This window comes from Streptomyces barringtoniae (assembly GCF_020819595.1).
GTDB lineage: Bacteria > Actinomycetota > Actinomycetes > Streptomycetales > Streptomycetaceae > Streptomyces > Streptomyces barringtoniae.
This window is the reverse complement of record NZ_JAJHNP010000008.1, coordinates 1-23,547: the sequence shown is the minus strand read 5'-3', so window position 1 is coordinate 23,547 and position 23,547 is coordinate 1. Positions and strand designations below refer to the sequence as shown.

Below are 23,547 nucleotides of genomic sequence, written 5' to 3'. Positions count from 1 at the left end.
GGCCTCAGCGCCCTGCCGGGACCGCCACCCCCATCACCTCCCGGGCGTGGCGGTCCGGCGTCATGCGCAGCCGCCAGGCCTGCCAGCCGTCCTCCAGGCTGACCCCGCGTTCCAGCAGCAGGGCGTACGCCGGGACGCAGTCGGCCAGCTTCTCGTCCCGCAGGGGATGGCCGGCGCGGGCCAGCTCGGCCAGCTCCTCCTGGGCGACCGCCGTGCCCACCTCCGCCCCGCCGGGCGCCGCGTAGGGCAGCAGGGTGCAGCGCAGGAAGCGGGCCCAGTCCTCGCCGCGCCGGTCGCCGTAGGACGCGAACAGGTCCAGCGCCTCGTCGCACAGGGCCAGCGCCGCCTGCGTACGGGCGTTGCCCGCGTCGACCACCGCCAGCTCCAGACAGGTCCACGCCTCGCCGTGGGCGACGCCGATCCGCTGGAAGTCGGCGCGGGCGTCCGCCAGGAGCTGCCGGGCGAAGCCCGAGTTGCGCAGCGAGCCGGTCTGCGCGGCCCGCTGGTCGCGGGTGACCCGCGCCGAGTGGTGCCGGGCGCAGGCCAGGCCGTACACGTCCCGCATCCGGGAGAACATCGTGCGGGACCGCTCCAGGTCGCGCACCGCCAGGTCCAGATCGCCGGCCTCCTCCAGCGCCTGGCCCAGGTGGTACAGGGTCCACGCCTCGCCGCGCGCGTCCTCGTTCTCGCGGTGCCGGGCGGCGGCCCGCCGCAGGCCCTCGACCGCCGGTGAGGCGTCGCCGGCCACCAGACGGGCCCGGGCCAGCTGGGTCAGCGCCCACGCCTCGCCGCGCGCGTCGTGCGTCCGGCCGTACCGCTCCAGGGCGGCCCGCAGCTCCGTCTCCGCGCGCGGTACGTCCCCCATCCGCAGCGCCAGCTGGCCGAGCTGGAAGTGCGCCCATGCCTCGCCGTGCACCGAGCCGCCCTCGCGGTGCAGGACCAGGGAGCGGGTGAGCAGCTCCAGCGCCTCCGCCAGCCGGGCCCGGTCGCGCTGGACGGCGGCCAGGGCGTGCATCGTCCAGGCCCGGTCCGTCGCCAGCTCCGGCGCCGCCTGCAGATCCAGCGCCTCCTGCAGCTTCGCCGCGGCCTCGGTGAGGTTGCCCTGGTGGTGCAGGGTGATCCCGAGCGAGGCCAGGGCGCGGGCCGCCCCCGCGTCGTGGTGCGCCTCCCGGTACAGGTCCACCACCGAGGCCAGCGTGGTGCGCGCCTTGTCCAGCTCGCCCAGCTGCCGGGCCGCGATACCGGTGCGCCACTGCACCGAACGCACCAGCAGTCCCTTGTCCACGGCCTGCGCCAGCTCGCTGATCTCGCCGAGCCGGTACAGGTCGCCGCGCAGCAGGCAGTAGTCGCACAGCGCGCCCAGCAGGTTCTGCACCGCCCTCTGGTTCACGCCCTCCGTGTGGCGCAGGGCCGCGGTGATGAAGCTGGACTCGTCGTCCAGCCAGCGCAGCGCCTCGTCCAGCGAGGTGAAGCCGTGCGGGCCGAACTGGTGCGAGCGCGTCGACATGTTCCCGTCGACCAGGCGCAGCACCGAGTCGGCCAGGTCCGCGTAGTTCACGATCAGCCGTTCCTGCGCCGCCGTGCGCTCGGCCGGGTCCTCCTCGTCCAGCAGCCGCGCCTGCGCGAAGGCGCGCACGAGGTCGTGCAGCCGGTAGCGGGTGCCGCGCACATGGTCGAGGAGGCCGGCCCGGGCGAGGGCGACGAGATGGCGGGTGGCTTCGGCCTCGTCCGTGGCGAGCAGCGCGGCGGCCGCCGCGGCGCCCAGCGAGGCCCGGCCCGCCAGCGCGAGCCGCCGCAGCAGCCGGCGCGCGGGCTCCGGCTGGTCGGTGTAGCGCAGCCACAGGGCACGCTCCACCGGCTCCACCGGGCCGTACGCGGCGAGATCCGTGGCCAGCTGCCGGGGCGAGCGCGGCCCGAGCGCGGAGCCCGCGATCCTGAGCGCGAGCGGCAGCCCCCCGGTGAGGTCCCGGATCCGGTCGGTGGAGTCGGCGTCGTACGGCCCCGACGCATCCTCGGCGACGGTGCCGAGCAGTTCCTCGGCACCGGCCGCGTCCAGCGCCTCGACCGGCAGGTGGTGCACCCAGGCCGGCAGGTCCGCGGGCAGGTCCAGGCCGGTGCGGGCGGTGACCAGGACCAGGCTGTCGGAGCGCTCGGGCACCAGCGCCCGCACCTGCTCCGGGTCCGAGGCGTCGTCCAGCACGATCGTCACCGGCAGCCCGGACAGATGCTGGTGGTACAGCTCGCCGAGCCGCTTGACCTGCTGGTCGGGGGAGGAGCGCTCACGGAACAGCAGCTGCTCACGGGGCGCGCCGAGCCGGTTGAGCAGATGCAGCAGGGCGTCCCGGGTCGCAAGCGGCGCATCCTCCCGCCGACCGCCGCGCAGATCCACGACCACCGCGCCGCGGAAGTGGTCCCGCAGCTCGTGCGCCGCGCGCACCGCGAGCGTGGTCCGGCCCGAGCCGGGCTCGCCGTGCAGCACGACCACGGTGGGCCGGGTCTCGGTGGCCGCACGGGCGGCCTGCGCCCACTGCCGGATCCGCGCCAGCTCCGCGCGGCGTCCCGCGAACGGGCCGTCGGGGTCGGGGAGTTGTCCGAACGACTGCTCCAGCACCGTACGCCGGCGGGCCGCCGCGCTCTTGTCCGCGCCGCGCAGCGCCGGGCCGCCCTTCTTCTTCGGGGCCGTGGCGGCGGTCAGCACCCGCTGCTGGTCGAGGAACGGGCGGATGCCGCGCACCTCCAGCGCGGTCAGCCACTGCAGCCGCAGCTGCTCGGGCCCGCCGGGCTGGCCGACCGCGCCGGCGCGGTGGTGCGCGGCGGGCAGATGGGTACCGGCCGCCTTCACCACGGAGGCGGCGGCGCCGACCGCGCCCGCGGCGACACCCGCACCGACGGCGGTGCCGGTGCCGGTGCCGAGCAAGAGGTCGGCCACGGCCGCGGCCACCGCCGCAACGACCGCCACCAGCAGGGCCGTTCCGGCGCCCTCGCGGGCGTACCGCTGCCCGAAGGTCAGCCGGCCAGCCTCGGTCTCGTCCAGCGCGCGGACGTAGGCCTCGTACTCCTCGCCGGCCGCCCCCGCCATCGCGTCGAGCGCACCGCGCGCCCGCGACAGCAGCAGCTGTCCGTCGATCCGCCCGCCCGAGCGCCGCACCTCCTCCTCGACGGCCCGTACCAGCAGCCGTTCGGCTTCCGCCCGATGGCCGTCCCGCATGTCCCGTCCCCCTCCGGCGCCAACTCCCTTGTCCACGAGTGTCCTTCGAGGGAGGCGGGATGGCGAGGGGGTGACGATCAGTGGGTGCGGTGAGGGTTTCGTGCCCGGTCCTTGAGGGGCGGCCGGATGCGCGGCGCCACCAGGGGAGTTCGGCCGCAGGCGTCAGTTCCGGGGATCCCGGGGCATGCGCAGGGCTCAGGGTGTCTGCCGGCGGCCCCGGCCCTTGCCCACCGCCAGGTGCACGCACGCCCCCGCCAGCGCCCCCTCCGCCACCGCGCACAGCAGCGCCTCGGCCAGCGGGGCGCCCGTGCCCGCTGTCGTTATGTCGAACCAGGCGTCCAGGACTGCCACCGACGCCGTCGCCGACGCCGTCAGGCGGGCTCTCGCGTCGCCGCGCAGACCGAGGAAGGCCGTTGCCGCGCAGCCCGTCGCCATCAGGACGTCGAGGCCGATCCAGGCCAGGGGCCAGTTGCCGACCTCCGCGCTGCCCGGCAGGGTCAGGCCCAGCAGCACCGTCCACGGCACCAGCAGGACGGCCGCCGCCCCCAGCAGGACCAAGGGCCACTTCTTCCGTCCGGTCTCGGTCACCCTCACGCTCGCCTTCACGCCCACGCTCACGTCCTCCCCTCTCGTCGCCCGCTCACTGCCTCCACGGTAGGACGCAGAGAAATCTCTGCAAAGAAAATTCGGCAGACATCGGGGACTTCTCAGGGTTCTCAGGGCTACCGTGACCGCATGACCGACGGCCTGCCCGAGATGACCAGCCTGGAGCGCACCGCGCTCTACAAATCCCTCGGCAATCCCCTGCGCCGCCGGATCCTCGAATACCTCGGCCGGCACGGCGGGGCTAACTCCACCGTCCTCGCCCGCGAACTCGGCGAGAGCTCCGGCACCACCAGCTACCACCTGCGCAAACTCGCCGAGCAACGGCTCATCGAGGAGATCCCGGAGAAGTCCGGCGGGCGGGAGAGGTGGTGGCGGGCGCTGCCCTTCCGGCACACCACGCCCGACCCCGCCGCGATGACCCCCGAGGAGTACGCGGCCGCCGCCCAGCTCGCCCATCTCAAGATCGAGTTCGACACCGCCCTGTACCGCCGGGCCCACCAGGAGTACCGCGGCCCCGAGGGCTGGGCCCAGGTCCAGCGCCACGGCACCTGGCTGACCAGGGAGGAACTGCTCGCTTTCATGCGGGAGTACCACGCCCTGCTCGACCGGTACGGCCACCCGCGCGAGGAGGCCCCCGAGGGGGCCCGCCCGATGCTCATGCGTTTCTACGCGGTGCCCGAGCCGGAGAGCCACGCCGTCCCCGGGTCCGTGGGAGAGGCGAACGCTGCCGTGGGAGAGTGGAACGGTGAACCGACTGGCCCATGAGACGTCCCCGTATCTGCTCCAGCACGCCGACAACCCCGTCGACTGGTGGCCCTGGTCGGCCGAGGCGTTCGACGAGGCCCGCAACGCGAACAAACCCGTCCTGCTGAGTGTCGGGTATTCGAGCTGTCACTGGTGTCATGTCATGGCTCACGAGTCCTTCGAGGACCAGGCCACCGCCGACTACCTCAACGAGCACTTCGTCACCATCAAGGTGGACCGCGAAGAGCGCCCCGACGTGGACGCCGTCTACATGGAGGCCGTGCAGGCCGCCACCGGGCAGGGTGGCTGGCCGATGACCGTCTTCCTCACCCCGGACGCCGAACCCTTCTACTTCGGGACCTACTTCCCGCCCGCGCCCCGGCACGGCATGCCGTCCTTCCGGCAGGTGCTGGAGGGTGTGCAGCAGGCCTGGAGCAGCCGTCGTGACGAGGTCGCGGAGGTCGCCGGGAAGATCGTCCGGGATCTCGCCCAGCGGGAGATCGGCCACCAGGGCGGGCAGCCGCCCGGCGAGCAGGAACTCGCCCAGGCGCTTCTCGGGCTCACCCGTGAGTACGACCCGCAGCGCGGCGGGTTCGGCGGGGCACCCAAGTTCCCGCCGTCCATGGTGCTGGAGTTCCTGCTGCGCCACCACGCCCGGACCGGTGCCGAGGGCGCGCTGCAGATGGCCCACGACACCTGCGAGCGCATGGCGCGGGGCGGGATGTACGACCAGTTGGGCGGCGGCTTCGCCCGGTACTCCGTCGACCGCGACTGGGTCGTGCCGCACTTCGAGAAGATGCTCTACGACAACGCGCTGCTCTGCCGTGTGTACGCCCATCTCTGGCGGGCCACCGGATCGGACCTCGCCCGGCGCGTCGCCCTGGAGACCGCCGACTTCCTCGTGCGCGAACTGGGCACCGGCGAGGGCGGGTTCGCCTCGGCCCTCGACGCCGACAGCGACGACGGCACGGGCCGGCACGTCGAGGGCGCGTACTACGTGTGGACGCCCGAGCGGCTGCGTGCCGTCCTCGGGGACGCGGACGGCGACCTCGCCGCCCAGTACTTCGGCGTGACCGACGAGGGCACCTTCGAGCACGGGCAGTCCGTCCTCCAACTGCCGCAGAACAGCACGGTCTTCGACGCCGGGAAGATCGCCTCCATCAGGGATCGGCTCCTCGCCGAGCGCGCCGGACGGCCCGCCCCCGGCCGGGACGACAAGGTCGTCGCCGCCTGGAACGGCCTCGCCATCGCCGCGCTTGCCGAGACCGGCGCCTACTTCGAGCGGCCCGACCTGGTCGAGGCCGCACTCGGCGCCGCCGACCTGCTCGTCCGGGTGCACCTCGACGAGCACGCCCGGCTCGCCCGCACCAGCAAGGACGGCCGCGTCGGCCCCAACGCCGGCGTGCTGGAGGACTACGCCGACGTCGCCGAGGGCTTCCTCGCGCTCGCGTCCGTGACGGGCGAGGGCGTCTGGCTGGATTTCGCCGGACTGCTCCTCGACCATGTGCTCGCCCGCTTCACCGACCCCGGGACCGGCGCTCTCTACGACACCGCCGCCGACGCCGAGCGGCTGATCCGCCGGCCGCAGGACCCCACCGACAACGCCACCCCGTCCGGCTGGACCGCCGCTGCCGGTGCCCTGCTGAGCTATGCCGCGCACACCGGGTCCGAGCCGCACCGGAGCGCCGCCGAGCGCGCGCTGGGGGTCGTGAAGGCCCTCGGGCCGCGCGTGCCCCGGTTCATCGGCTGGGGGCTCGCCGTCGCCGAGGCCCTGCTCGACGGGCCGAAGGAGGTCGCCGTCGTCGGGCCAGGACCCGGATCCGGCCTCGCGGACGAGAAGACGGCGGTCCTGTACCGTACGGCGCTTCTGGGCACCGCCCCCGGTGCCGTCGTGGCCGTCGGTGCTGCGGAGAGTGACGAGTTCCCGCTCCTCGCCGGCCGGCCCCTGCAGCAGGGCGAGCCGACCGCGTACGTCTGCCGTAACTTCACCTGTGACGCGCCGACGACCGATCCGGAACGGCTCGGGGCGTCCCTGAACAGGCGCTGAGCATCCGGAACCCAGGGCGGTAGATGGTGTGAACTGTCCGAAACGGAGCACGTGTTCGGATAGATCCCACTAGTCGCACCACCGTTCCGAAACAAGCTATTTATCGGAAGAGCTCCCGCATTTCACAGATCCCTCCTACGCTCTCCACAGCGGGTCGACGGGTGGTGACTCAACGTCGCCCGCACAGGGGGTAATTGGGGATCTGGGGGGATCTTTTTGCTCACGTCTGTCTTCATCGCCGCTGTCTCACTGGCCTTGTTCTGGATGGCGGCGTTCACCCTGTGGTGGCAGATGCACGCGTGGCGTACGCCCGAGGTGCTGGCCTCCACCCGGTTCGGCAGGCCGGACGGCGACGAACACCTGTCGTTCTCACTGCTGCTGCCCGCCCGGCACGAGCAGGCGGTGCTGGACCACACCATCCAGCGGCTGCTGGAATCCACGCACACCGACTTCGAGATCATCGTGATCGTCGGGCACGACGACCCCGAGACCACGGAGGTGGCCGAGCAGGCCGCCGCACGGGACCCGCGCGTCCGGGTCGTCGTCGACACCCACGAGAAGAAGAACAAGCCGAAGGCCATGAACACGGCGCTGCCGCACTGCCGCGGTGACGTCGTCGGGGTCTTCGACGCCGAGGACCAGGTCCATCCGGAGCTGCTCGCCCACGTCGACCACGCGTTCCGCACCACCGGGGCGGACGTCGTCCAGGGCGGGGTCCAGCTGATCAACTTCCACTCCAGCTGGTACAGCCTGCGCAACTGCCTGGAGTACTTCTTCTGGTTCCGCTCCCGGCTGCACCTGCACGCGCAGAAGGGCTTCATCCCGCTCGGCGGCAACACCGTGTTCGTGCGGACCGGCGTCCTCAGGGAAGCGGACGGCTGGGACCCCGACTGCCTCGCGGAGGACTGCGACCTGGGCGTCCGGCTGTCCAGCGTCGGCAAGAAGGTCGTCGTCGCCTACGACTCCGACATGGTGACCAGGGAGGAGACCCCGGGTTCCCTGATGTCGCTGCTCAAGCAGCGCACCCGCTGGAACCAGGGCTTCCTGCAGGTGTACCGGAAGCGGGACTGGCGGCAACTGCCGGGATTCGGGCAGCGGTTGCTCGCCCGGTACACCCTGATGACCCCGTTCATGCAGGCCTTCTCCGGCGTGGTCATCCCGCTCAACGCGGCCGTCGCGCTCTTCCTCGACGTGCCCGTCGGGGTCGCCTTCCTCACCTTCCTGCCGCTGGTCACCGCCGCCGTCACCTTCGTCTTCGAGGTGGTCGGACTGCACGACTTCGGCAAGCAGTACGGCCTGAAGGTCCGCCTCGTCCACTACGTGAAGCTCATCGTGGGCGGCCCCTTCTACCAGGTCCTCCTCGCCGGTGCCGCGATCCGTGCCGTCTGGCGCGAGCAACGCGGTCGCAACGACTGGGAGTTGACCACACACGTCGGCGCACACCTCACCGCGGCCGAGCCCATCCGAGAGGACGTTCCTGCGTGACCTCCACACTTCCCGCGGTGACCGCAGCGAAGGTCCCCGCGCAGCGCCCACCTGTGCCGGAGGGCCGTTCGACGGGCCGGACAAGCCCGCCGGTACGACTCCGCTCCTCCCGCCCCGACCTCCTGCTGTGCGGGGTCCTGCTCGCGGCGATCCTCGTCGTCCAGGGCTGGAACATCGCCGACTACCCCACCCTCAGCGACGACGAGGGCACCTACCTCGCCCAGGCCTGGGCCGTCCAGCAGGGCCGGGGCCTCGCCCACTACACCTACTGGTACGACCACCCGCCGCTCGGCTGGATCCAGATAGCCCTGCTCAGCCGGCTCCCCGCGGCGATCAGCCCCGGCTCGATGACCGTCGGCACCATGCGGTTCACCATGCTGCTGGTCAGCGGCGTCAGCGCGGTCCTCGTCTACGTCCTCGGCCGCCGGCTCTCCCTGCCCCGCTGGGCCGCCGGACTCGGCACGGCCCTGTTCGGGCTGTCCCCGCTCGCGGTCGTCCTCAGCCGGGAGATCTTCCTCGACAACATCGCCGTGATGTGGCTGCTGCTGGCGTTCTGCCTCGCCGCCTCGCCCAGCCGCCACCTCTGGCACCACTTCGGGGCGGGCCTCGCCGCCGCCGCGGGCGTGCTCACCAAGGAGACGATGCTCGTCGTCCTGCCCGCCCTGCTGGTCACCATGTGGCGGCACAGCCACCGCGACACCCGCAAGTTCGCCCTCACCGGAGCCGTCACCGCCTGCGCCCTGACCGGCTTCTCCTACCCGCTGTTCGCCCTGCTCAAGGGCGAGCTGCTGCCGGGCCCCGGGCACGTCTCCCTCTGGGACGGCATCACCTACCAGATGTCCAGGCCGGGCTCCGGTTTCGTCCTCGACCCGAACAGCGGCTCCTACGGCGTCCTGCACTCCTGGCTGTACTACGACCGCGTCCTGCCCCTCGGCGGCCTGGCCGGAGCCCTGCTCCTGCTGCTCACCTGGCGCTGGTCGGTCACCGCCCGCGCCCTGGCCGGACCGGCCCTCACGGTCGCCGTCCTGGCCGCGGTGGCCCTGCGCCCGAACGGCTACCTGCCCGCCATGTACGTCATCGGCGCGCTGCCCTTCCTCGCCCTGGTCCTCGCGGGCGGTGCCGCCTCCGTCGCCCACGCGGTCATGACCAGGTGGCGCACGGAGGGCGAGAAGCGGTATGTCACCGGCGGCCGGTACGCGCTCGCCGCCGTCCTCGCCCTCGCCGCCGGCGCCTACGTCGTACCGCACTGGTACGACGGCGACCGCACCGCCGTCACCGCCGACGCCAACCGGCCCTACCGGCAGGCCTCCCACTGGCTCAGCACCGAGGTGGCGGACCCGAAGGACACCCGTGTCCTCGTCGACGACGCCCTCTGGCTGGACCTCGTGCACGCCGGATACCGGCCCGGGCTCGGTGCCATCTGGTTCTACAAGGCCGACCTCGACCCGGCCGTCGCCAAGACCATGCCGCACGGCTGGCGGGACGTCGACTACGTCGTCGCCTCGCCGACCGTCCGCCGGGACGCCAAGGACCTGCCCAATGTGCGGGCCGCGATCCGGCACTCCACGCCGGTCGCCACCTTCGGCAACGGACCCGACCGCATCGAGATCCGGCGGGTCCGGGCCGTGGAAGGGGCGCGATGAGCGAGTACACCGCCCCGGCGCAGGGCCTCGACGCCGTAGAGGTCCCCGAGCCCGGCGCCGTCACCATCGTCGTACCGACCTTCAACGAGTCCGCGAACGTCCGGCGGTTGCTGCACCAGATCACCGAGTCGGTGCCCGCGCGGCTGCCCTGCGAGGTCCTCTTCGTGGACGACTCCACCGACGACACACCCGAGGTCGTCCGCGAGGCCGCCCGGGACTGCCCGTTCCCGGTGGCCGTACTGCACCGCGAGGAGCCCGTCGGCGGGCTCGGCGGGGCGGTCGTCGAGGGGCTGAGGGCGGCGACCTCCGAGTGGATCGTCGTCATGGACGGCGACTGCCAGCATCCGCCGTCCCTCGTACCGGAGTTGGTGGCCACCGGCGAACGGGCGAACGCCGGGCTCGTCGTCGCCTCCCGGTACGTCGAGGGCGGCAGCCGGGCCGGGCTCGCCGGGGGCTACCGGGTGGCCGTCTCGCGCGGCGCGACCTGGCTCGCCAAGGCGCTCTTCCCGCGCAGACTGCACGGCATCAGCGACCCGATGAGCGGCTTCTTCGCCGTCCGCCGCAGCGCGGTCACGGCGGACGTACTCAAACCGCTCGGCTACAAGATCCTGCTGGAACTGGCCGTACGCAGCCGCCCCCGGCAGGTCGCCGAGGTGCCGTTCGTCTTCCGGGACCGGTTCGCCGGCGAGTCCAAGTCCACCGCCCGCGAGGGCTTCCGCTTCCTGCGCCACCTGGCGGGCCTGCGCACCGCGTCACCGGTCGCCCGCATGGTCGGCTTCGGGCTGATCGGCGCGAGCGGGTTCGTGCCGAACCTGGTCGGGCTCTGGGCGCTGACCGTCCTCGGGATGCACTACCTGCCCGCCGAGATCCTCGCCAACCAGTTCGGGGTCGCCTGGAACTTCCTGCTCATCGAGCAGCTGCTGTTCCGCGACCGGCGTGCGCACCGCCGCTGGTGGGACCGGCTCGGCCGGTTCGCGCTGCTGGCCAACGCCGACCTGCTGCTGCGCATCCCGCTGATCGCCCTGCTCGTCGGCAGGTTCGGCATGGGCGCCCTGCCCGCCACCGCGCTCGCGCTGGTCATGACGTTCGTCCTGCGCTTCGTCGGTACCGAGGCGCTGGTATACCTCCCCCGGCGCCGGGGGAGCCGAGCAAGGAGAGCCGTGTGAGTACGACGACGTATCGCAGACGCCGCAGACGGACCGCGCTGGCCGGGGTGGGCGCCCTGGCCGCCGGGCTGCTCCTCGCCGCGCCGCAGCCGGCGGAGGCCGCCAACCTGATCAAGAACCCCGGCTTCGAGACGGCCGGCAGCGGCGACATGCCGTACTGCTGGGAGAAGTCGGGCTGGGGCGACAACGACTTCACCTTCGAGACGACCTCCGACGCGCACTCCGGCACCAAGGCCATGAAGGTGACGCTGACCCGCCGGGTCGACGGCGACCGCAAGGCGATGATCACGGAGTCCGCCGACTGCGCGCCGGCCGTGACCGTGGGCAAGCAGTACGACCTCGGGCTCTGGTACAAGACCACGACCCCGGACGCCAACGTCACCCTCTTCCGGCACGACACCACCGCCGGCTGGCAGTACTGGACCGACCTCAAGACCCTGGACATGGCGTCGGCCTGGACGCAGGCCACGGTCCGCACGCCCGAGGTCCCGGCCGGCACGGACCGCATCACCTGGGGTGTCTCCGTCTACGGCACCGGCTCGGCGACCACCGACGACTACACCATGGACCAGGTGGCCGACCCGCTCCCGCCGGCCCAGTGCACCGGCACGAACGACCAGTGCGCGAACGGGAGTTGGTCAGTCCTGCCGACGCAGAACCCGGTCCGCTCCATGCACTCCGTCGTGCTCGACAACGGCAAGGTGCTGCTGATCGCCGGGTCCGGCAACAGCCAGGAGAACTTCAACGCGGGCACGTTCACGAGCGCGGTCTACGACCCGGTGACCGGCGACTACAAGGTCATCCCCACCCCGAAGGACATGTTCTGCGCGGGCCACGTCCAGCTCCAGGACGGACGGGTGCTGGTCCTGAGCGGCAACAAGGCGTACCCGGTGGCGGGCGGGCACGGCTACGAGGGGTTCAGGGACTCGTACATCTTCGACCCGGCGACCGAGACCTACACCAAGACCAACGACCTCAACGACGGCCACTGGTACCCGTCGGCGACCGAGCTCGGCAACGGTGACGTCATCTCCTTCGGCGGGCTCCGCGAGGACTCCACCGGCTCGGTGACCGCCGAGAAGTTCAGTTATGCGCAGAACCAGTGGCTGCCGCTGTCCCAGGTCAACCAGACCTGGTCGTACTGGGGCCTGTACCCGGCGATGATCCTGATGCAGGACGGCCGCCTCTTCTACACGGGCAGCCATGTCTTCGGCAACAACATCCCCGGCACGGGCTCGGCGATCTACGACTACACCGCCAACACGATCACGCAGATCCCGGGGCTGCAGCACAAGGACGAGCGGGACCAGTCGGCGTCCGTGCTGCTGCCTCCGGCGCAGGACCAGCGGGTGCTGACGATCGGCGGCGGCAACATCGACTCCAACCCGGACGCGAACCGCCTCACCGACCTGATCGACCTCAAGCAGGCCAACCCGTCGTACGTGGCCGGGCCGCCGGTCCCGCAGGGCACGGTCGACCTGGGGGGCGGGCCGCAGCCGGAGACCGGCAACCAGGGCAAGATGTACGTCTCCGCGGTCCTGCTGCCCGACGGCAAGGTGCTGGAGACCGGCGGCGCCCTGCACAACCGCGCCAACCCGGTGTACGAGTCCTCGCTCTACGACCCGTCCGCCAACACCTTCGACCCGGTCGCGGCCGACCCCGAGTCCCGCGGCTACCACTCCTCGGCGTTCCTGCTGCCCGACGGCAGGGTGATGGCCACCGGCGACAACCCGGGCAACGGCAGCTGGAACCACAACGTGTCGATCTACACCCCGCCGTACCTCTACAAGGGCACCCGCCCGGCGATCACCTCGGTGATCAACCAGGAGTGGAAGTACGGCGACACCCAGCGGATCACGGTCGACCGCCCGATCGCCAAGGCGGAGCTGATCCGTCCCGCGGCGGTCACCCACTCCTCCGACCCGAACCAGCGGTTCGTGGACCTGCCCCTGTCGGTGGACGGCAACAACGTCGACCTGAACGTCACGAACAACCCGAACGTCGCCCCGCCCGGCTGGTACATGCTCTTCGCGGTGGACGCGAACGGGGTGCCGTCGGTGGCCAAGTGGGTCCACCTGACGGGCCCGGCGGCCCTGACCGCCGCGTCGCCGCACGTCCACGCCTTCGCCGACTCCCTGTCCGGCACGGTGTCGGGCCCCGGCAGGAAGAGGACCGCGCAGCAGGTCAGCCCGACCCTCTCCGGCTGCGACCGGCACTACGGCTCGGCCAACGTGTGCGTGCCGACGGCGTTCCCGCCCGAGGTGAAGAAGACGGCGGCGGCTCGCTGCGCCTGGCTTCAGCAGAACGACTATGGCCGGCTGAAGGTCAACGGCGCCGACGACCCACTGGGCCTGGACCGGAACCGGGACGGGGTGGCGTGCGGAAAGGGTGACGTCAGGCGCCGTTGAGGATCATTGCCCCGAGGGCGAGCTGAGCGGCCCACTGCACGAACACGGCCCAGAGCCTGGCGTACGTCCACCGGGCTCTGGGCCACACCAGTGCCACCAGACCGGCGAACACCGCCAGCCCGAAGGCGTCGTAGAGGGCGTAGCCGGGGATCGTCGAACACTGCTCGCCGTACTCCAGGCACCTCGAGCCGCGCTCACCGGAGAGCACGACGATCCAGGACAGGGCGACGATCGGCAGGAGCGAGAGCAGTCCGGCGACGGCCCAGCCGGTGATGAAACGGTCCTTCTGCTGCGGGGTCGGCGTCACGTGCTGCTCGGTCGTGGTGTTCATGAAGCCATCCCACCGCGCCGGCCGGTTGCGGAGATCGGCTGCCGTACTCAATCCGCCTGGGTACGCATGCTCAACGCCCGCTCCACGACCGCCTCCAGCTTGTCGTGGTGTGCGCCCTTCCAGTACGCGCGGCCGCAGTCCGTGCACTGGGCGAACACGTCGTACGAGCGCTGGGTGCCGTGCTTGAGCTGGTCGGCGACCTCGGCCTTCGTGGCCTGTTTGAGCAGGCCGTTGCAGGCGGTGCAGCGGGTCCAGGGGTGCAGGTCGGGGGCGAAGCGGTCGAGGACGTCGTGCAGCTGGTCGTCGGGGCGGGTGCTGTAGACGAATGCGCCGGCCCACAGTTCGCGGCGGCGCAGCAGCCCCCGGTCGCGGCTGAGCATGACCCGCTTCTCGGCCGCCGAGCGGGTGGCGAGGGCCGGGTCGCCGATGTCCGTCGACTCGTACGCCGTGTCCACGCCGAGCAGGCGCAGGCGGCGGGCGAGCGTGCCGAGGTGCACGTCGAGGAGGAACCGCAGGGGCGCGCCGGGGATCCGCTGGGGGCGGTCCACGGGGCGTACGTGCACCGTCTCGCCGGCCTTCGGGATGTGCGAGGCCGGTACCTCGCGGCCGTCCACGACCAGCGCGCCGACCTCGGTCAGCGGGACGCCGAGGGACTCGATGACATGGCCGAGCGTCGAGACGCCGTCCGTGGCCAGGAGCGTGGCTCCGGCACGCCGGGCGTGCGGCACGAACAGGTGCAGTGCGGGGGCGACTTCGACGTGGATCTCGGGTCGGTTCACCCCGTCAGCATCGCACGGGCCGGCGCCCGCACCTCAGCGGTTTTCGCCGGGCAGGCCGTGCTCCATGACGTCCAGGGCGCGGTCGATCAGGGCCGTGAAGTCGTCCCGGTGGTCGTTCTCCGCCCAGTACATGGAGGTCTCCATCAGGCCGCCGATCAGGGACATGGCGTAGACGCGGACCTCCAGGCCGTCGGGGTCGCGGCCGGTGCGCTCGCCGATGGCCTGGCAGAGCATGCGGCCGGTGGCCGACATGCTCTCCATCATCCGCGAGCGCACCGCGGGGACCTGGACCATGAGGTGGGTGCGCAGCCGGGCGAGGTCGTCGGTCATGCCGAGCTCGACGGCCCGGTGCAGGACGTACCGGATGGTCTCGGACCAGGGTTCGTCGGCGGGCCGTACCTCGATCTCCTCCAGGATGACCGGGTCGTACTCGTCCGTGAGGACGATGTCCTCCTTGGTCGGGAAGTACCGGAAGACGGTCGACGGCGACACCTCGGCCCGCTCGGCGATCTGGTCGATCGTGGTGGCGTCGTAGCCCTGCTCCCGGACGAGGGCGTACGTCGCCGCGCGGATCGCCTCCCGGGTCTTGATCTTCTTGCGTTCGCGCAGCCCCGGCTGCGGGCGGTCGGCGGAGGGGAGGGGGGAACGTGCGGCCGTCATGCCGGTCATTGTCCGGCATCCGTGACGGGGGCGGCCACGGCCGGGGTCTCCTTCCCCTCGGTTCCCCGTACGAGCGGGGTGTTCGGCAGCAGCAGTGCCGCGAGCAGGGCCGCCACGAGGGAGGCGAGCCCGCACACCAGCAGTACCACCGTCATCCCGTGGACGTACGCGCTGTTCGCGGAGGCCGCCAGGTGGGCGGGGCCGGTGTGCGCGGGCACCACATGCGCGGCGACCACGGACTCCCTGGCGGTGTGGGCGGCCTGTCCCGGCGGCCCGGTCACGTCGAGCCGGTCCCGGAAGGCGCTCGCGAGGAGGCTGCCGAGCAGGGCGATGCCGACGGCGCCGCCGACCTGGCGGAGCGTCATGAGCAGCCCGGAGCCTCCCCCACTGCCCGAAAGGCGTGGGGGACCCCCAGCCGGCGCGGTCGGCGGGCAGGGTGCCGAGCGCGCCGTCCATCGCCGGGACGACCGCGAAGCCGAAGCCGAGTCCGGTGATCGACAGCCACACGGCGGTGAAGCCGAAACCGGAGTCGGTGGTGGTACGGCTGCCCGGCAGGGCGGCGAAGGCGAGCACGACCAGGCCCGCGCTGACCACCGCGCGCGACCCGAACCGGGCGACGGCCCCCTGGGCACCCTTCGCGGCGATCATCAGCCCGCCGGTCATCGGCAGCAGCCCAAGACCGGTGCCGAAGGCGTCGTGGCCGAGCACCGCCTGGAGATGGGTCGGCACGGTGAACATCAGGCCCGAGAGCACGAACATCACCGGGGTCGCGGCGATGGCGTTGAGCAGGAAGCCGCGGTGGGCCAGCAGGCCCATGTCGAGCATGGGCCGGGTCATCCGGCGTTCGCGCAGGACGAGGACGGTGAGCAGGACGGCGGCCGCCGTGAACATCGCCGGCACCGGACCGTCGCCCCAGCCATGGTCGGGGGCATCGATGATTGCGTAGACGAGGGCGCCGAGGCCGGTCGCGGTGAGCGCGGTGGAGGCGGTGTCGACCTTCGGGCTCGCGGGGTCGCGTGTCTCGGGCAGCAGGAACACGCAGGCGGCGATGCCGAGCGCGGCTATCGGGATGTTGATCAGGAAGACCGAGCCCCACCAGAAGTGGCCCAGCAGCCAGCCGCCGACCAGCGGCCCGAGCGGCATGCCGAGCGCCGAGGCGGTGGTGATCAGGGTGACGGCCTTGCCGCGCTCGTCCGGGGCGAACATCGCGGGCAGCACGGACAGTGACAGCGGCATGATCAGCGCGGCGCCGACGCCCATCACCGCGCGGGCGGCGATCACGGCGTTCACCTCGCCGGCCAGGGCGCCCAGCACCGAGCCGCCCAGGAAGACGGCGAGTCCGGCGATGAGCATCCGGCGCCGGCCGAACCGGTCGCCGAGCAGGCCCGCCGGGAGCATCAGCGCGGCGAACACGGCGATGTACGTGTCCGCCGTCCACTGCTGCTGCCCGGTCGTGGCGCCGAGCTGTGCGGCCATGGTCGGCAGGGCCACATGAAATGACAGTAGCTCTCAAAATCCTTCGACTGTCAATGGACAGCTGACCTCAGTTGCCTTCGGGTATACGAAAACGGCCACGGCTGGTGAGCCGTGGCCGTGAGGGGAGGGGTCGGGCCTATGCGTGCTGGTAGGCCACCAGCGAGATGCCGACGTAGTGGACGACGAACGCCGCGAGGGTGAAGGAGTGGAAGACCTCGTGGAAGCCGAACCAGCGCGGTGACGGGTTGGGGCGCTTGATGCCGTAGACCACGCCGCCCGCGCTGTAGAGCAGGCCGCCGACGACGACCAGGACCAGGACCGCGATGCCGCCGGTGCGCAGGAAGTCGGGCAGGAAGAACACGGCCGCCCAGCCCATCGCGATGTAGCAGGGCGTGTAGAGCCAGCGCGGGGCGCCCACCCAGAAGACGCGGAAGACGATGCCGGCCGCGGCGGCGGCCCAGATGCCCCACAGCAGCCACTGGCCCTTGGCTCCGGGCAGGAGCAGCATGGTCAGCGGGGTGTACGTGCCCGCGATGATCAGGAAGATGTTGGCGTGATCCAGGCGGCGCAGGACGCCGTCCATCCGGGGGCTCCAGTTGCCCCGGTGGTACAGCGCGCTGACGCCGAAGAGCAGGCAGGCCGTCAGGACGTAGATCCCGCAGGCGACGCGGCCTCTGGTGGAGTCGGCGAGGGCGGTGAGCACGAGGCCCGCTATGAGCACGGCCGGAAACATACCGAGGTGCAGCCAGCCGCGGAGTTTCGGCTTGACCTGTTGCGGCAGCGAGAGCGCGGGACCGCGGCCGTGGGCCGGCGTGTCCGTGGGCGCGTCGGGGACGGACGCAGTCATGCGGGGCATGGTACCTACGGCACCGTAAGTCGGGTGTCAGCGCGGGTCTTGGTCGATCGAACGCAAAAAGACCTTCAGGTGACACAAACCTGGACGTAAAGGGAACGTAAACAGGCCTGGAAACCGTGGCCTTCCTCACTCCGCTCACCTGTGAGGCCCCCTGGACAGATGCGCAGTCACGACGGATGATCAAATGAGTGCGGTCGGCACCGGATGAGCACCATGAAGCATCCGGGTCGCAGCCCCCACGGGGCCACAAGGACAAAATCCCTCACTTAGGAGCAACCGTGGCGCGCGACAACTCGGCTTCCAGCGTTCCCACCAACCACCAGGAACTGATCTCCTGGGTCAACGAGATCGCCGAACTGACGCAGCCGGACAGTGTGGTCTGGTGCGACGGCTCCGAGGCGGAGTACGAGCGGCTCTGCGAGGAGCTCGTGGCCAGGGGCACCTTCAAGAAGCTCGACCCGATCAAGCGCCCGAACTCCTACTACGCGGCCTCCGACCCGACCGACGTCGCGCGCGTGGAGGACCGCACCTTCATCTGCTCCGAGAAGGAGGAGGACGCGGGCCCGACCAACCACTGGAAGGCCCCCGCCGAGATGCGGGAGATCTTCAGCGGCGAGAAAGGCCTGTTCCGGGGCTCCATGCGGGGCCGCACCATGTACGTCGTCCCGTTCTGCATGGGCCCGCTCGGCTCCCCGCTGTCCGCGATCGGCGTGGAGATCACCGACTCCGCCTACGTCGCCGTCTCCATGCGCACGATGACGCGCATGGGCCAGGCCGTCCTGGACGAACTGGGCGACAACGGCTTCTTCGTGAAGGCCGTCCACTCCCTCGGCGCCCCGCTGGAGGAGGACCAGGAGGACGTTGCGTGGCCGTGCAACTCCACCAAGTACATCTCGCACTTCCCCGAGTCGCGCGAGATCTGGTCCTACGGCTCCGGCTACGGCGGCAACGCCCTGCTCGGCAAGAAGTGCTACGCGCTGCGTATCGCCTCGGTCATGGCGCGTGACGAGGGCTGGCTGGCCGAGCACATGCTGATCCTCAAGCTCACCCCGCCGCAGGGCGAGTCCAAGTACGTCGCCGCCGCCTTCCCGAGCGCCTGCGGCAAGACCAACCTCGCCATGCTGGAGCCCACGGTCTCCGGCTGGACCGTGGAGACCATCGGCGACGACATCGCCTGGATGCGCTTCGGCGAGGACGGCCGCCTGTACGCGATCAACCCCGAGGCCGGCTTCTTCGGCGTCGCGCCCGGCACCGGCGAGCACACCAACGCCAACGCGATGAAGACCCTGTGGGGCAACTCCGTCTTCACCAACGTCGCCCTCACCGACGACGGCGACGTGTGGTGGGAGGGCATGACGGAGGAGACCCCGGCCCACCTGACGGACTGGAAGGGCAACGACTGGACGCCGGCGTCCGAGACCCCGGCCGCCCACCCCAACGCCCGCTTCACCACCCCCGCCTCCCAGTGCCCGATCATCGCGCCCGAGTGGGAGGACCCCAAGGGCGTGCCGATCTCGGCGATCCTCTTCGGCGGCCGCCGCGCCAGTGCGGTCCCGCTCGTGACCGAGTCCTTCGACTGGAACCACGGCGTCTTCCTCGGCGCCAACGTGGCCTCCGAGAAGACCGCCGCCGCCGAGGGCAAGGTCGGCGAGCTGCGCCGCGACCCGTTCGCGATGCTGCCGTTCTGCGGCTACAACATGGGCGACTACATGGCCCACTGGATCGACGTGGCCAAGGACAAGGACCAGTCCAAGCTGCCGAAGATCTACTACGTCAACTGGTTCCGCAAGAACGACGAGGGCAAGTTCGTCTGGCCCGGCTTCGGCGAGAACTCCCGCGTCCTGAAGTGGATCGTGGAGCGCCTGGACGGCAGGGCCGAGGGCGTCGAGACGCCGATCGGCATCCTGCCGGCCAAGGAGGCCCTGGACACACGCGGCCTCGAACTCTCCGAGTCGGACCTCGACTTCCTGCTGACGGTCGACAAGGAGGTCTGGCGCGAGGAGGCGGCACTCGTCCCCGAGCACCTCAACACCTTCGGCGACCACACCCCGAAGGAACTGTGGGACCAGTACCACGCGCTGGTGGAGCGCCTGGGCTGAAACAGTCCGTCGAAGACTCCACGGCCGGTACGGATGCCCTGACCAGCGATCGTCACGACCGGCCGTGGTGACCACCCACCGGGGCCCCGCGGGAAGGCGTGCGGGGCCCCGGTCCCAGTTGTTGCGCTCCTCCAGATACCGCGTGTGCGACTCCTGCCTGCGCGCCTCCCTGTCCCGCAGGGCCGAGGCCAGGTGTTCGGCCTCCTCGCGCAGCAGGGCCAGCTGGCGGTCCAGGTGCGCTTCCGGCGACTCGGTGCCCGGGGTCAGCCGGGTCCACCAGCGAGTGCGGACGTAGGCGTCGACGGCCTCCGGGATGTCCTGCCGTACCGCGCGGGACACCGTGTGCACGCCCTCCGGGTCCTGGGCCAGGGCCCCGGCGACCCAGCCCGGCTCCAGCAGCGCGGTCAGCAGCTCGGTGATCATCCGCGCGCCCGGCGGGCCATCTCGTGCAGCACCTGGGAGGTGGGCACGGGTGCCTGCCGGACGCCCGTGAGCGTCTGGTTCAGGTATGCGGACTTTCCGCCGGTGGCCGTGACGAACTCGGCGGCGTCGCCCTGCGGCCGGAATCCGTGCCGGACGACGAGCTTGCGCAACGCCGGGTCGCTGCTGAGCAGTTCACCCAGCAGCTTGTGCAGCAGGGGCGCGGTGCGGTCGACGTCGGCCCGGCTCGCGACCACCTTGCCGCCGTTGGCGACGTAGGAGGCGGCGGCGAGGTACAGCGCACCGGAGTTGGAGGTCTCGGGATCGGTGCTCGCGATGTAGAGCGTGCCGGTCAACTCCCCGTGCGCATTTGCCCCCTTGAGCTGCTGCCAGGTCCGGTCGTGCCGGGCGGCGTCCAGGTACGCGGCCATCCTGAGCGTGCCGCGGTTCTTGCCGTCGAGTACGGCCAGCGCGTCGGCCGGCGCCTGGCTCCCCGGAAAGGCGAAGTCGTACCCCTTGAGATCCAGCCCTCCATGGCCCAGGACCCGGAGGCCTCGGTCTTCACTGTGTAGCCCTTGGTGGCCAGGGCCTTCACCACATCGGGATCCGCGAAGAAGTCAGCCTTCTCCGACCCGATCACGCCACGCACGGTCTTCGTTGCCGTGCCCTTGTCCTCCCCGTGCCGGCCCGCGACGACAGCGGCCACCACGCCACCGATCAGCAGCACGGCGAGGACGATTCCTGCGATACGTCTCACCCGGGGACCGTGCTCCCGGAAGCCCACGTTCCTGGGCGCCGGGGATGAACAGCGGGTAACGGACCGGCCCCGGCACTGCAACGCGCCCCGAAGGGCGCGGGGCTGGGCTGTGCCGATGTGCGGCTCCGCCGCGTGGGCGCCGGCTCGAGCCGACGCAGTGTATGGCGCCCGGTCCGCGCGTCGCTGCGGGTGCACGCGGACCGGGGCCGATCGTGGGACCCCGGGGGTCAGGCGGTGGTGCTCAGTTCCTTCGGCTCCGACAGCGCGTCGGCGTGCGCGTCCATCCGTTCGGCCGCGAGGATGGCCGCCGCGGTGTCGGCACGCGAGGCGGCGACCACGAGGGCTCGGCCGGCGAGGGCGTGCGCACGCCGGTGCAGCGGCGCGGGATCGCCGGTCGCGGACGGCGTCGCCCGCAGCGGGGCGCGCCCTCCCCGGAGCCGGGCCACCTGCTCGGCGAGCCGCTCGGCAGCGGTCTCCAGGTCGGCCGACGGAGTCAGTCCGCGCAGTTCGTCGGTCACGGCGAGCAGCGCGGCGAGGTGGCCGGCGAGCTGGATGTCCAGCTCCTCCTCGCGCGACCGGTGGGGGAAGTCGGAGGCGGAGTCGGCCCTCGTGCTGTGGACCGACTTGGCGCGGATCGGTTCGTACATGGGGGATGGCCTCCTGTGCGCTGACAGGAAACCATCCTAGCTTGGATTTCGTCTAAAGTTGACCCTTGTCACGGAAAGGAGTCCGCCGGTCACGGCCGGCTGCCCCGTCGGCTAGGGCTGGCTGTATCCGTCCAGGAAGTTCCCGATCCGGGTGATCGCGTCCCGGAGATCACCGACCGACGGCAGGGTCACCACACGGAAGTGATCCGGCTCGGGCCAGTTGAAGCCCGTGCCCTGGACGACCATGATCTTCTCCTGGCGCAGCAGGTCCAGGACCATCTGCCGGTCGTCCCTGATCTTGAAGACCTGGGGGTCGAGGCGCGGGAAGAGGTACAGCGCGCCCTTGGGGCGGACGCAGCTGACGCCCGGGATCTGCGTCAGCAGTTCGTACGCGGTGTCCACCTGCTCCTTCAGCCGCCCGCCCGGCAGTACCAGGTCGTTGATCGACTGCCGTCCGCTGAGCGCGGCGACCACCCCGTGCTGTCCCGGCATGTTGGCGCACAGCCGCATGTTCGCCAGGATCGTCAGGCCCTCGATGTAGGAGTCGGCGTGGGCGCGCGGGCCGGAGACGGACATCCAGCCGACGCGGTAGCCCGCCACCCGGTACGCCTTCGACATGCCGTTGAAGGTGAGGGTGAGCAGGTCCGGGGCGATCTTCGCGGTCGGGGTGTGCGTGGCGCCGTCGTAGAGGATCTTGTCGTAGATCTCGTCGGAACAGACCAGCAGGTTGTGCCGGCGGGCGATGTCGGTCAGGCCCTTCAGCATCGCCTCGTCGTACACCGCGCCCGTGGGGTTGTTGGGGTTGATGATGACGATGGCCTTGGTGCGGTCGGTGACCTTGCGCTCGACGTCGGCGAGGTCGGGCATCCAGTCGGACTGCTCGTCGCAGCGGTAGTGCACGGCCGTGCCGCCGGAGAGGGAGACGGCCGCCGTCCACAGCGGGTAGTCCGGGGCCGGTACGAGGACCTCGTCGCCGTCGTCGAGCAGCCCCTGCATCGCCATCACGATCAGCTCGGAGACGCCGTTGCCGATGAAGACGTGCTCGACGTCCGTCTCGATGCCGATGGTCTGGTTGTGCATGACGACCGCGCGGCGGGCGGCCAGCAGGCCCTTGGCGTCGCCGTAACCGTGGGCCGTCGAGACGTTGCGGAGGATGTCCTCCAGGATCTCCGGCGGGCACTCGAAGCCGAAGGCGGCGGGGTTGCCGGTGTTGAGCTTGAGGATGCGGTGTCCCGCCGCCTCAAGCCGCATGGCCTCCTCGAGAACCGGGCCCCGGATCTCGTAACAGACGTTGGCGAGCTTGGTCGACTGGATCACCTGCATGCCGTGAGCTTACGGCCCACCCACCCGTCTTGAGTCGTGTTTTCCGCCACGTGAGACACGGCGGTTTGTCCGTATATCGCCGATGGCTGTCTCAGGAGCCACTTGCGTCCCTAGAATGCTGTGCCGCTCCGCCGGGTCGGGCCGGCAGGGCGGGGTCGCCAGGGGGCCAGAGTGGGCGGCTTGTGCGCACAGCGAGGCGAGTGGGGCGGGGATGCACGCAGAGACGGGGACGGACGGCAGACGCGGACCGGGTGAAGCGCCCCAGGCGCCGCCGGACGTCCACGACACCGAGCCGGGGCGGGCGGCCCTGCCGGACGCCCCTCACGCGCAGTCGGCCTCGCCGAACGTCTACCTCCCCCGGGCGGTCCCCGCTCCGGCGTACGACGAGTACGCCGACCCGGCCGCCGCCCACGGCTGGACGAGCGCCTACGACGAGACCCGCGAGCTGCCCCCACTGGCCCAGCCGACTGCGCCGACCGAGCCGACCGGGCCGGCCGCGGTGACCGAGCCGGCCGGCCGGTCACGGCCGGGCGAGGGGCGGGCCGCGCGGCGGCGCGCCGAGCGGCGCACGGGCGGCCGCCGCCGGGTCGTGGCCGTCGCCGGGGTGCTGGGAGTGGCCGGCGCGGTCGCGGTGATCGCCGCCATGGCGGGCGGCTCGGGTTCCCCCGCCCCGGACGGTCCGGCCGGTGGCAAACACGCCGTCGTCGGCGACTCCGCCGGCGCGAGCCCCTCTGCGGACGCCGGCGCCTCGGCCGGGGCCACTCCGCCGGCCGCTGACCGCTCGGCCTCGGCCTCGGCGTCGCGCTCGTCCGCCTCCCCGGCCGCGGGCGCGTCCCAGGGGAAGGCGAGCACCGGCCCGACCACCTCGGCCCCCGCCACGGCCTCCGCGACC

16 protein-coding genes and 3 pseudogenes are annotated in these 23,547 nt (G+C 71.7%); 8 read left to right on the top strand and 11 right to left on the bottom strand.

Features of this window, described 5'->3' with window-relative positions; all coding sequences use genetic code 11:
* Positions 1 to 4: 4 nt before the first annotated feature.
* Together LMU33_RS15725 and LMU33_RS15720 are read right to left on the bottom strand one after the other, a co-directional pair.
* A complete protein-coding gene (locus LMU33_RS15725; RefSeq protein ID WP_228621007.1) occupies positions 5 to 3,208 on the bottom strand; it encodes a tetratricopeptide repeat protein in 3,204 nt (1,067 codons plus the stop codon).
* Positions 3,209 to 3,403: 195 nt separating this feature from the next.
* Positions 3,404 to 3,826, bottom strand: a complete 423-nt coding sequence (locus tag LMU33_RS15720; RefSeq protein ID WP_228621006.1) for a hypothetical protein — start codon at positions 3,824 to 3,826, stop codon at positions 3,404 to 3,406.
* Between the two features lie 117 nt (positions 3,827 to 3,943).
* Between LMU33_RS15720 and LMU33_RS15715 the strand changes: the two genes are divergently transcribed.
* The 6 genes from LMU33_RS15715 to LMU33_RS15690 all read left to right on the top strand — a co-directional run bounded on the left by LMU33_RS15715 (position 3,944) and on the right by LMU33_RS15690 (position 13,307).
* Complete coding sequence (locus LMU33_RS15715) at positions 3,944 to 4,579, top strand: winged helix-turn-helix domain-containing protein (RefSeq protein WP_228621005.1); 636 nt, start codon at positions 3,944 to 3,946, stop codon at positions 4,577 to 4,579.
* Positions 4,560 to 6,605: a thioredoxin domain-containing protein gene (locus LMU33_RS15710; protein ID WP_228621004.1), complete on the top strand. Its 2,046-nt coding sequence runs from the start codon at positions 4,560 to 4,562 to the stop codon at positions 6,603 to 6,605. The genes LMU33_RS15715 and LMU33_RS15710 overlap by 20 nt, the downstream gene beginning before the upstream one ends.
* A 216-nt stretch (positions 6,606 to 6,821) precedes the next feature.
* Complete coding sequence (locus tag LMU33_RS15705; protein WP_228621003.1) at positions 6,822 to 8,090, top strand: glycosyltransferase; 1,269 nt, start codon at positions 6,822 to 6,824, stop codon at positions 8,088 to 8,090.
* Entirely contained in the window at positions 8,087 to 9,733 is a 1,647-nt protein-coding gene (locus tag LMU33_RS15700) for an ArnT family glycosyltransferase (RefSeq protein WP_228621002.1), read from the top strand. The genes LMU33_RS15705 and LMU33_RS15700 overlap by 4 nt, the downstream gene beginning before the upstream one ends.
* Positions 9,730 to 10,899 (top strand): glycosyltransferase, encoded by a 1,170-nt coding sequence (locus LMU33_RS15695; protein WP_228621001.1) that lies wholly within the window; start codon positions 9,730 to 9,732, stop codon positions 10,897 to 10,899. The genes LMU33_RS15700 and LMU33_RS15695 overlap by 4 nt, the downstream gene beginning before the upstream one ends.
* Positions 10,896 to 13,307 carry a galactose oxidase early set domain-containing protein gene (locus LMU33_RS15690; RefSeq protein WP_228621000.1) on the top strand — a complete coding sequence of 804 codons (2,412 nt, stop codon included), beginning with the start codon at positions 10,896 to 10,898 and terminating at the stop codon, positions 13,305 to 13,307. Before LMU33_RS15695 ends, LMU33_RS15690 begins: the two co-directional genes overlap by 4 nt.
* Here the strand turns inward: LMU33_RS15690 and LMU33_RS15685 are convergent.
* The 5 genes and pseudogenes from LMU33_RS15685 to trhA all read right to left on the bottom strand — a co-directional run bounded on the left by LMU33_RS15685 (position 13,294) and on the right by trhA (position 17,400).
* Positions 13,294 to 13,638, bottom strand: coding sequence for a hypothetical protein (locus LMU33_RS15685; protein ID WP_228620999.1), 345 nt, complete (start codon positions 13,636 to 13,638; stop codon positions 13,294 to 13,296). The genes LMU33_RS15690 and LMU33_RS15685 overlap by 14 nt on opposite strands.
* Positions 13,639 to 13,685: 47 nt before the next feature.
* The gene (locus tag LMU33_RS15680) at positions 13,686 to 14,417 is read right to left on the bottom strand and encodes a Mut7-C RNAse domain-containing protein (RefSeq protein ID WP_228620998.1); all 732 of its coding nucleotides are present in this window, start codon (positions 14,415 to 14,417) and stop codon (positions 13,686 to 13,688) included.
* Positions 14,418 to 14,450: 33 nt separating this feature from the next.
* Positions 14,451 to 15,077, bottom strand: a complete 627-nt coding sequence (locus tag LMU33_RS15675) for a TetR/AcrR family transcriptional regulator (protein ID WP_443728967.1) — start codon at positions 15,075 to 15,077, stop codon at positions 14,451 to 14,453.
* Positions 15,078 to 15,082: 5 nt separating this feature from the next.
* Positions 15,083 to 16,553 (bottom strand): annotated as a pseudogene (locus tag LMU33_RS15670) (MFS transporter).
* Positions 16,554 to 16,689: 136 nt separating this feature from the next.
* Positions 16,690 to 17,400: a PAQR family membrane homeostasis protein TrhA gene (gene trhA / locus LMU33_RS15665; protein WP_228620996.1), complete on the bottom strand. Its 711-nt coding sequence runs from the start codon at positions 17,398 to 17,400 to the stop codon at positions 16,690 to 16,692.
* A 287-nt stretch (positions 17,401 to 17,687) separates the two neighbouring features.
* Between trhA and LMU33_RS15660 the strand changes: the two genes are divergently transcribed.
* Positions 17,688 to 19,508, top strand: a complete 1,821-nt coding sequence (locus tag LMU33_RS15660; RefSeq protein WP_228620995.1) for a phosphoenolpyruvate carboxykinase (GTP) — start codon at positions 17,688 to 17,690, stop codon at positions 19,506 to 19,508.
* A gap of 120 nt (positions 19,509 to 19,628) precedes the next feature.
* Here LMU33_RS15660 and LMU33_RS15655 read toward each other — a convergent pair.
* From LMU33_RS15655 to LMU33_RS15640, 4 genes and pseudogenes are all read right to left on the bottom strand, one after another.
* Positions 19,629 to 19,928 (bottom strand): annotated as a pseudogene (locus tag LMU33_RS15655) (hypothetical protein); the annotation flags it as partial.
* Positions 19,928 to 20,685 (bottom strand): annotated as a pseudogene (locus LMU33_RS15650) (hypothetical protein). The pseudogenes LMU33_RS15650 and LMU33_RS15655, both read right to left, overlap by 1 nt.
* A gap of 227 nt (positions 20,686 to 20,912) precedes the next feature.
* Positions 20,913 to 21,332 carry an SCO4983 family protein gene (locus LMU33_RS15645; RefSeq protein ID WP_228620994.1) on the bottom strand — a complete coding sequence of 140 codons (420 nt, stop codon included), beginning with the start codon at positions 21,330 to 21,332 and terminating at the stop codon, positions 20,913 to 20,915.
* A gap of 111 nt (positions 21,333 to 21,443) precedes the next feature.
* A complete protein-coding gene (locus LMU33_RS15640; RefSeq protein WP_228620993.1) occupies positions 21,444 to 22,655 on the bottom strand; it encodes a pyridoxal phosphate-dependent aminotransferase in 1,212 nt (403 codons plus the stop codon).
* A 211-nt stretch (positions 22,656 to 22,866) separates the two neighbouring features.
* Between LMU33_RS15640 and LMU33_RS15635 the strand changes: the two genes are divergently transcribed.
* Positions 22,867 to 23,547 (top strand): hypothetical protein (locus LMU33_RS15635; protein WP_228620992.1); only part of this gene is annotated, 681 nt, incomplete at its 3' end.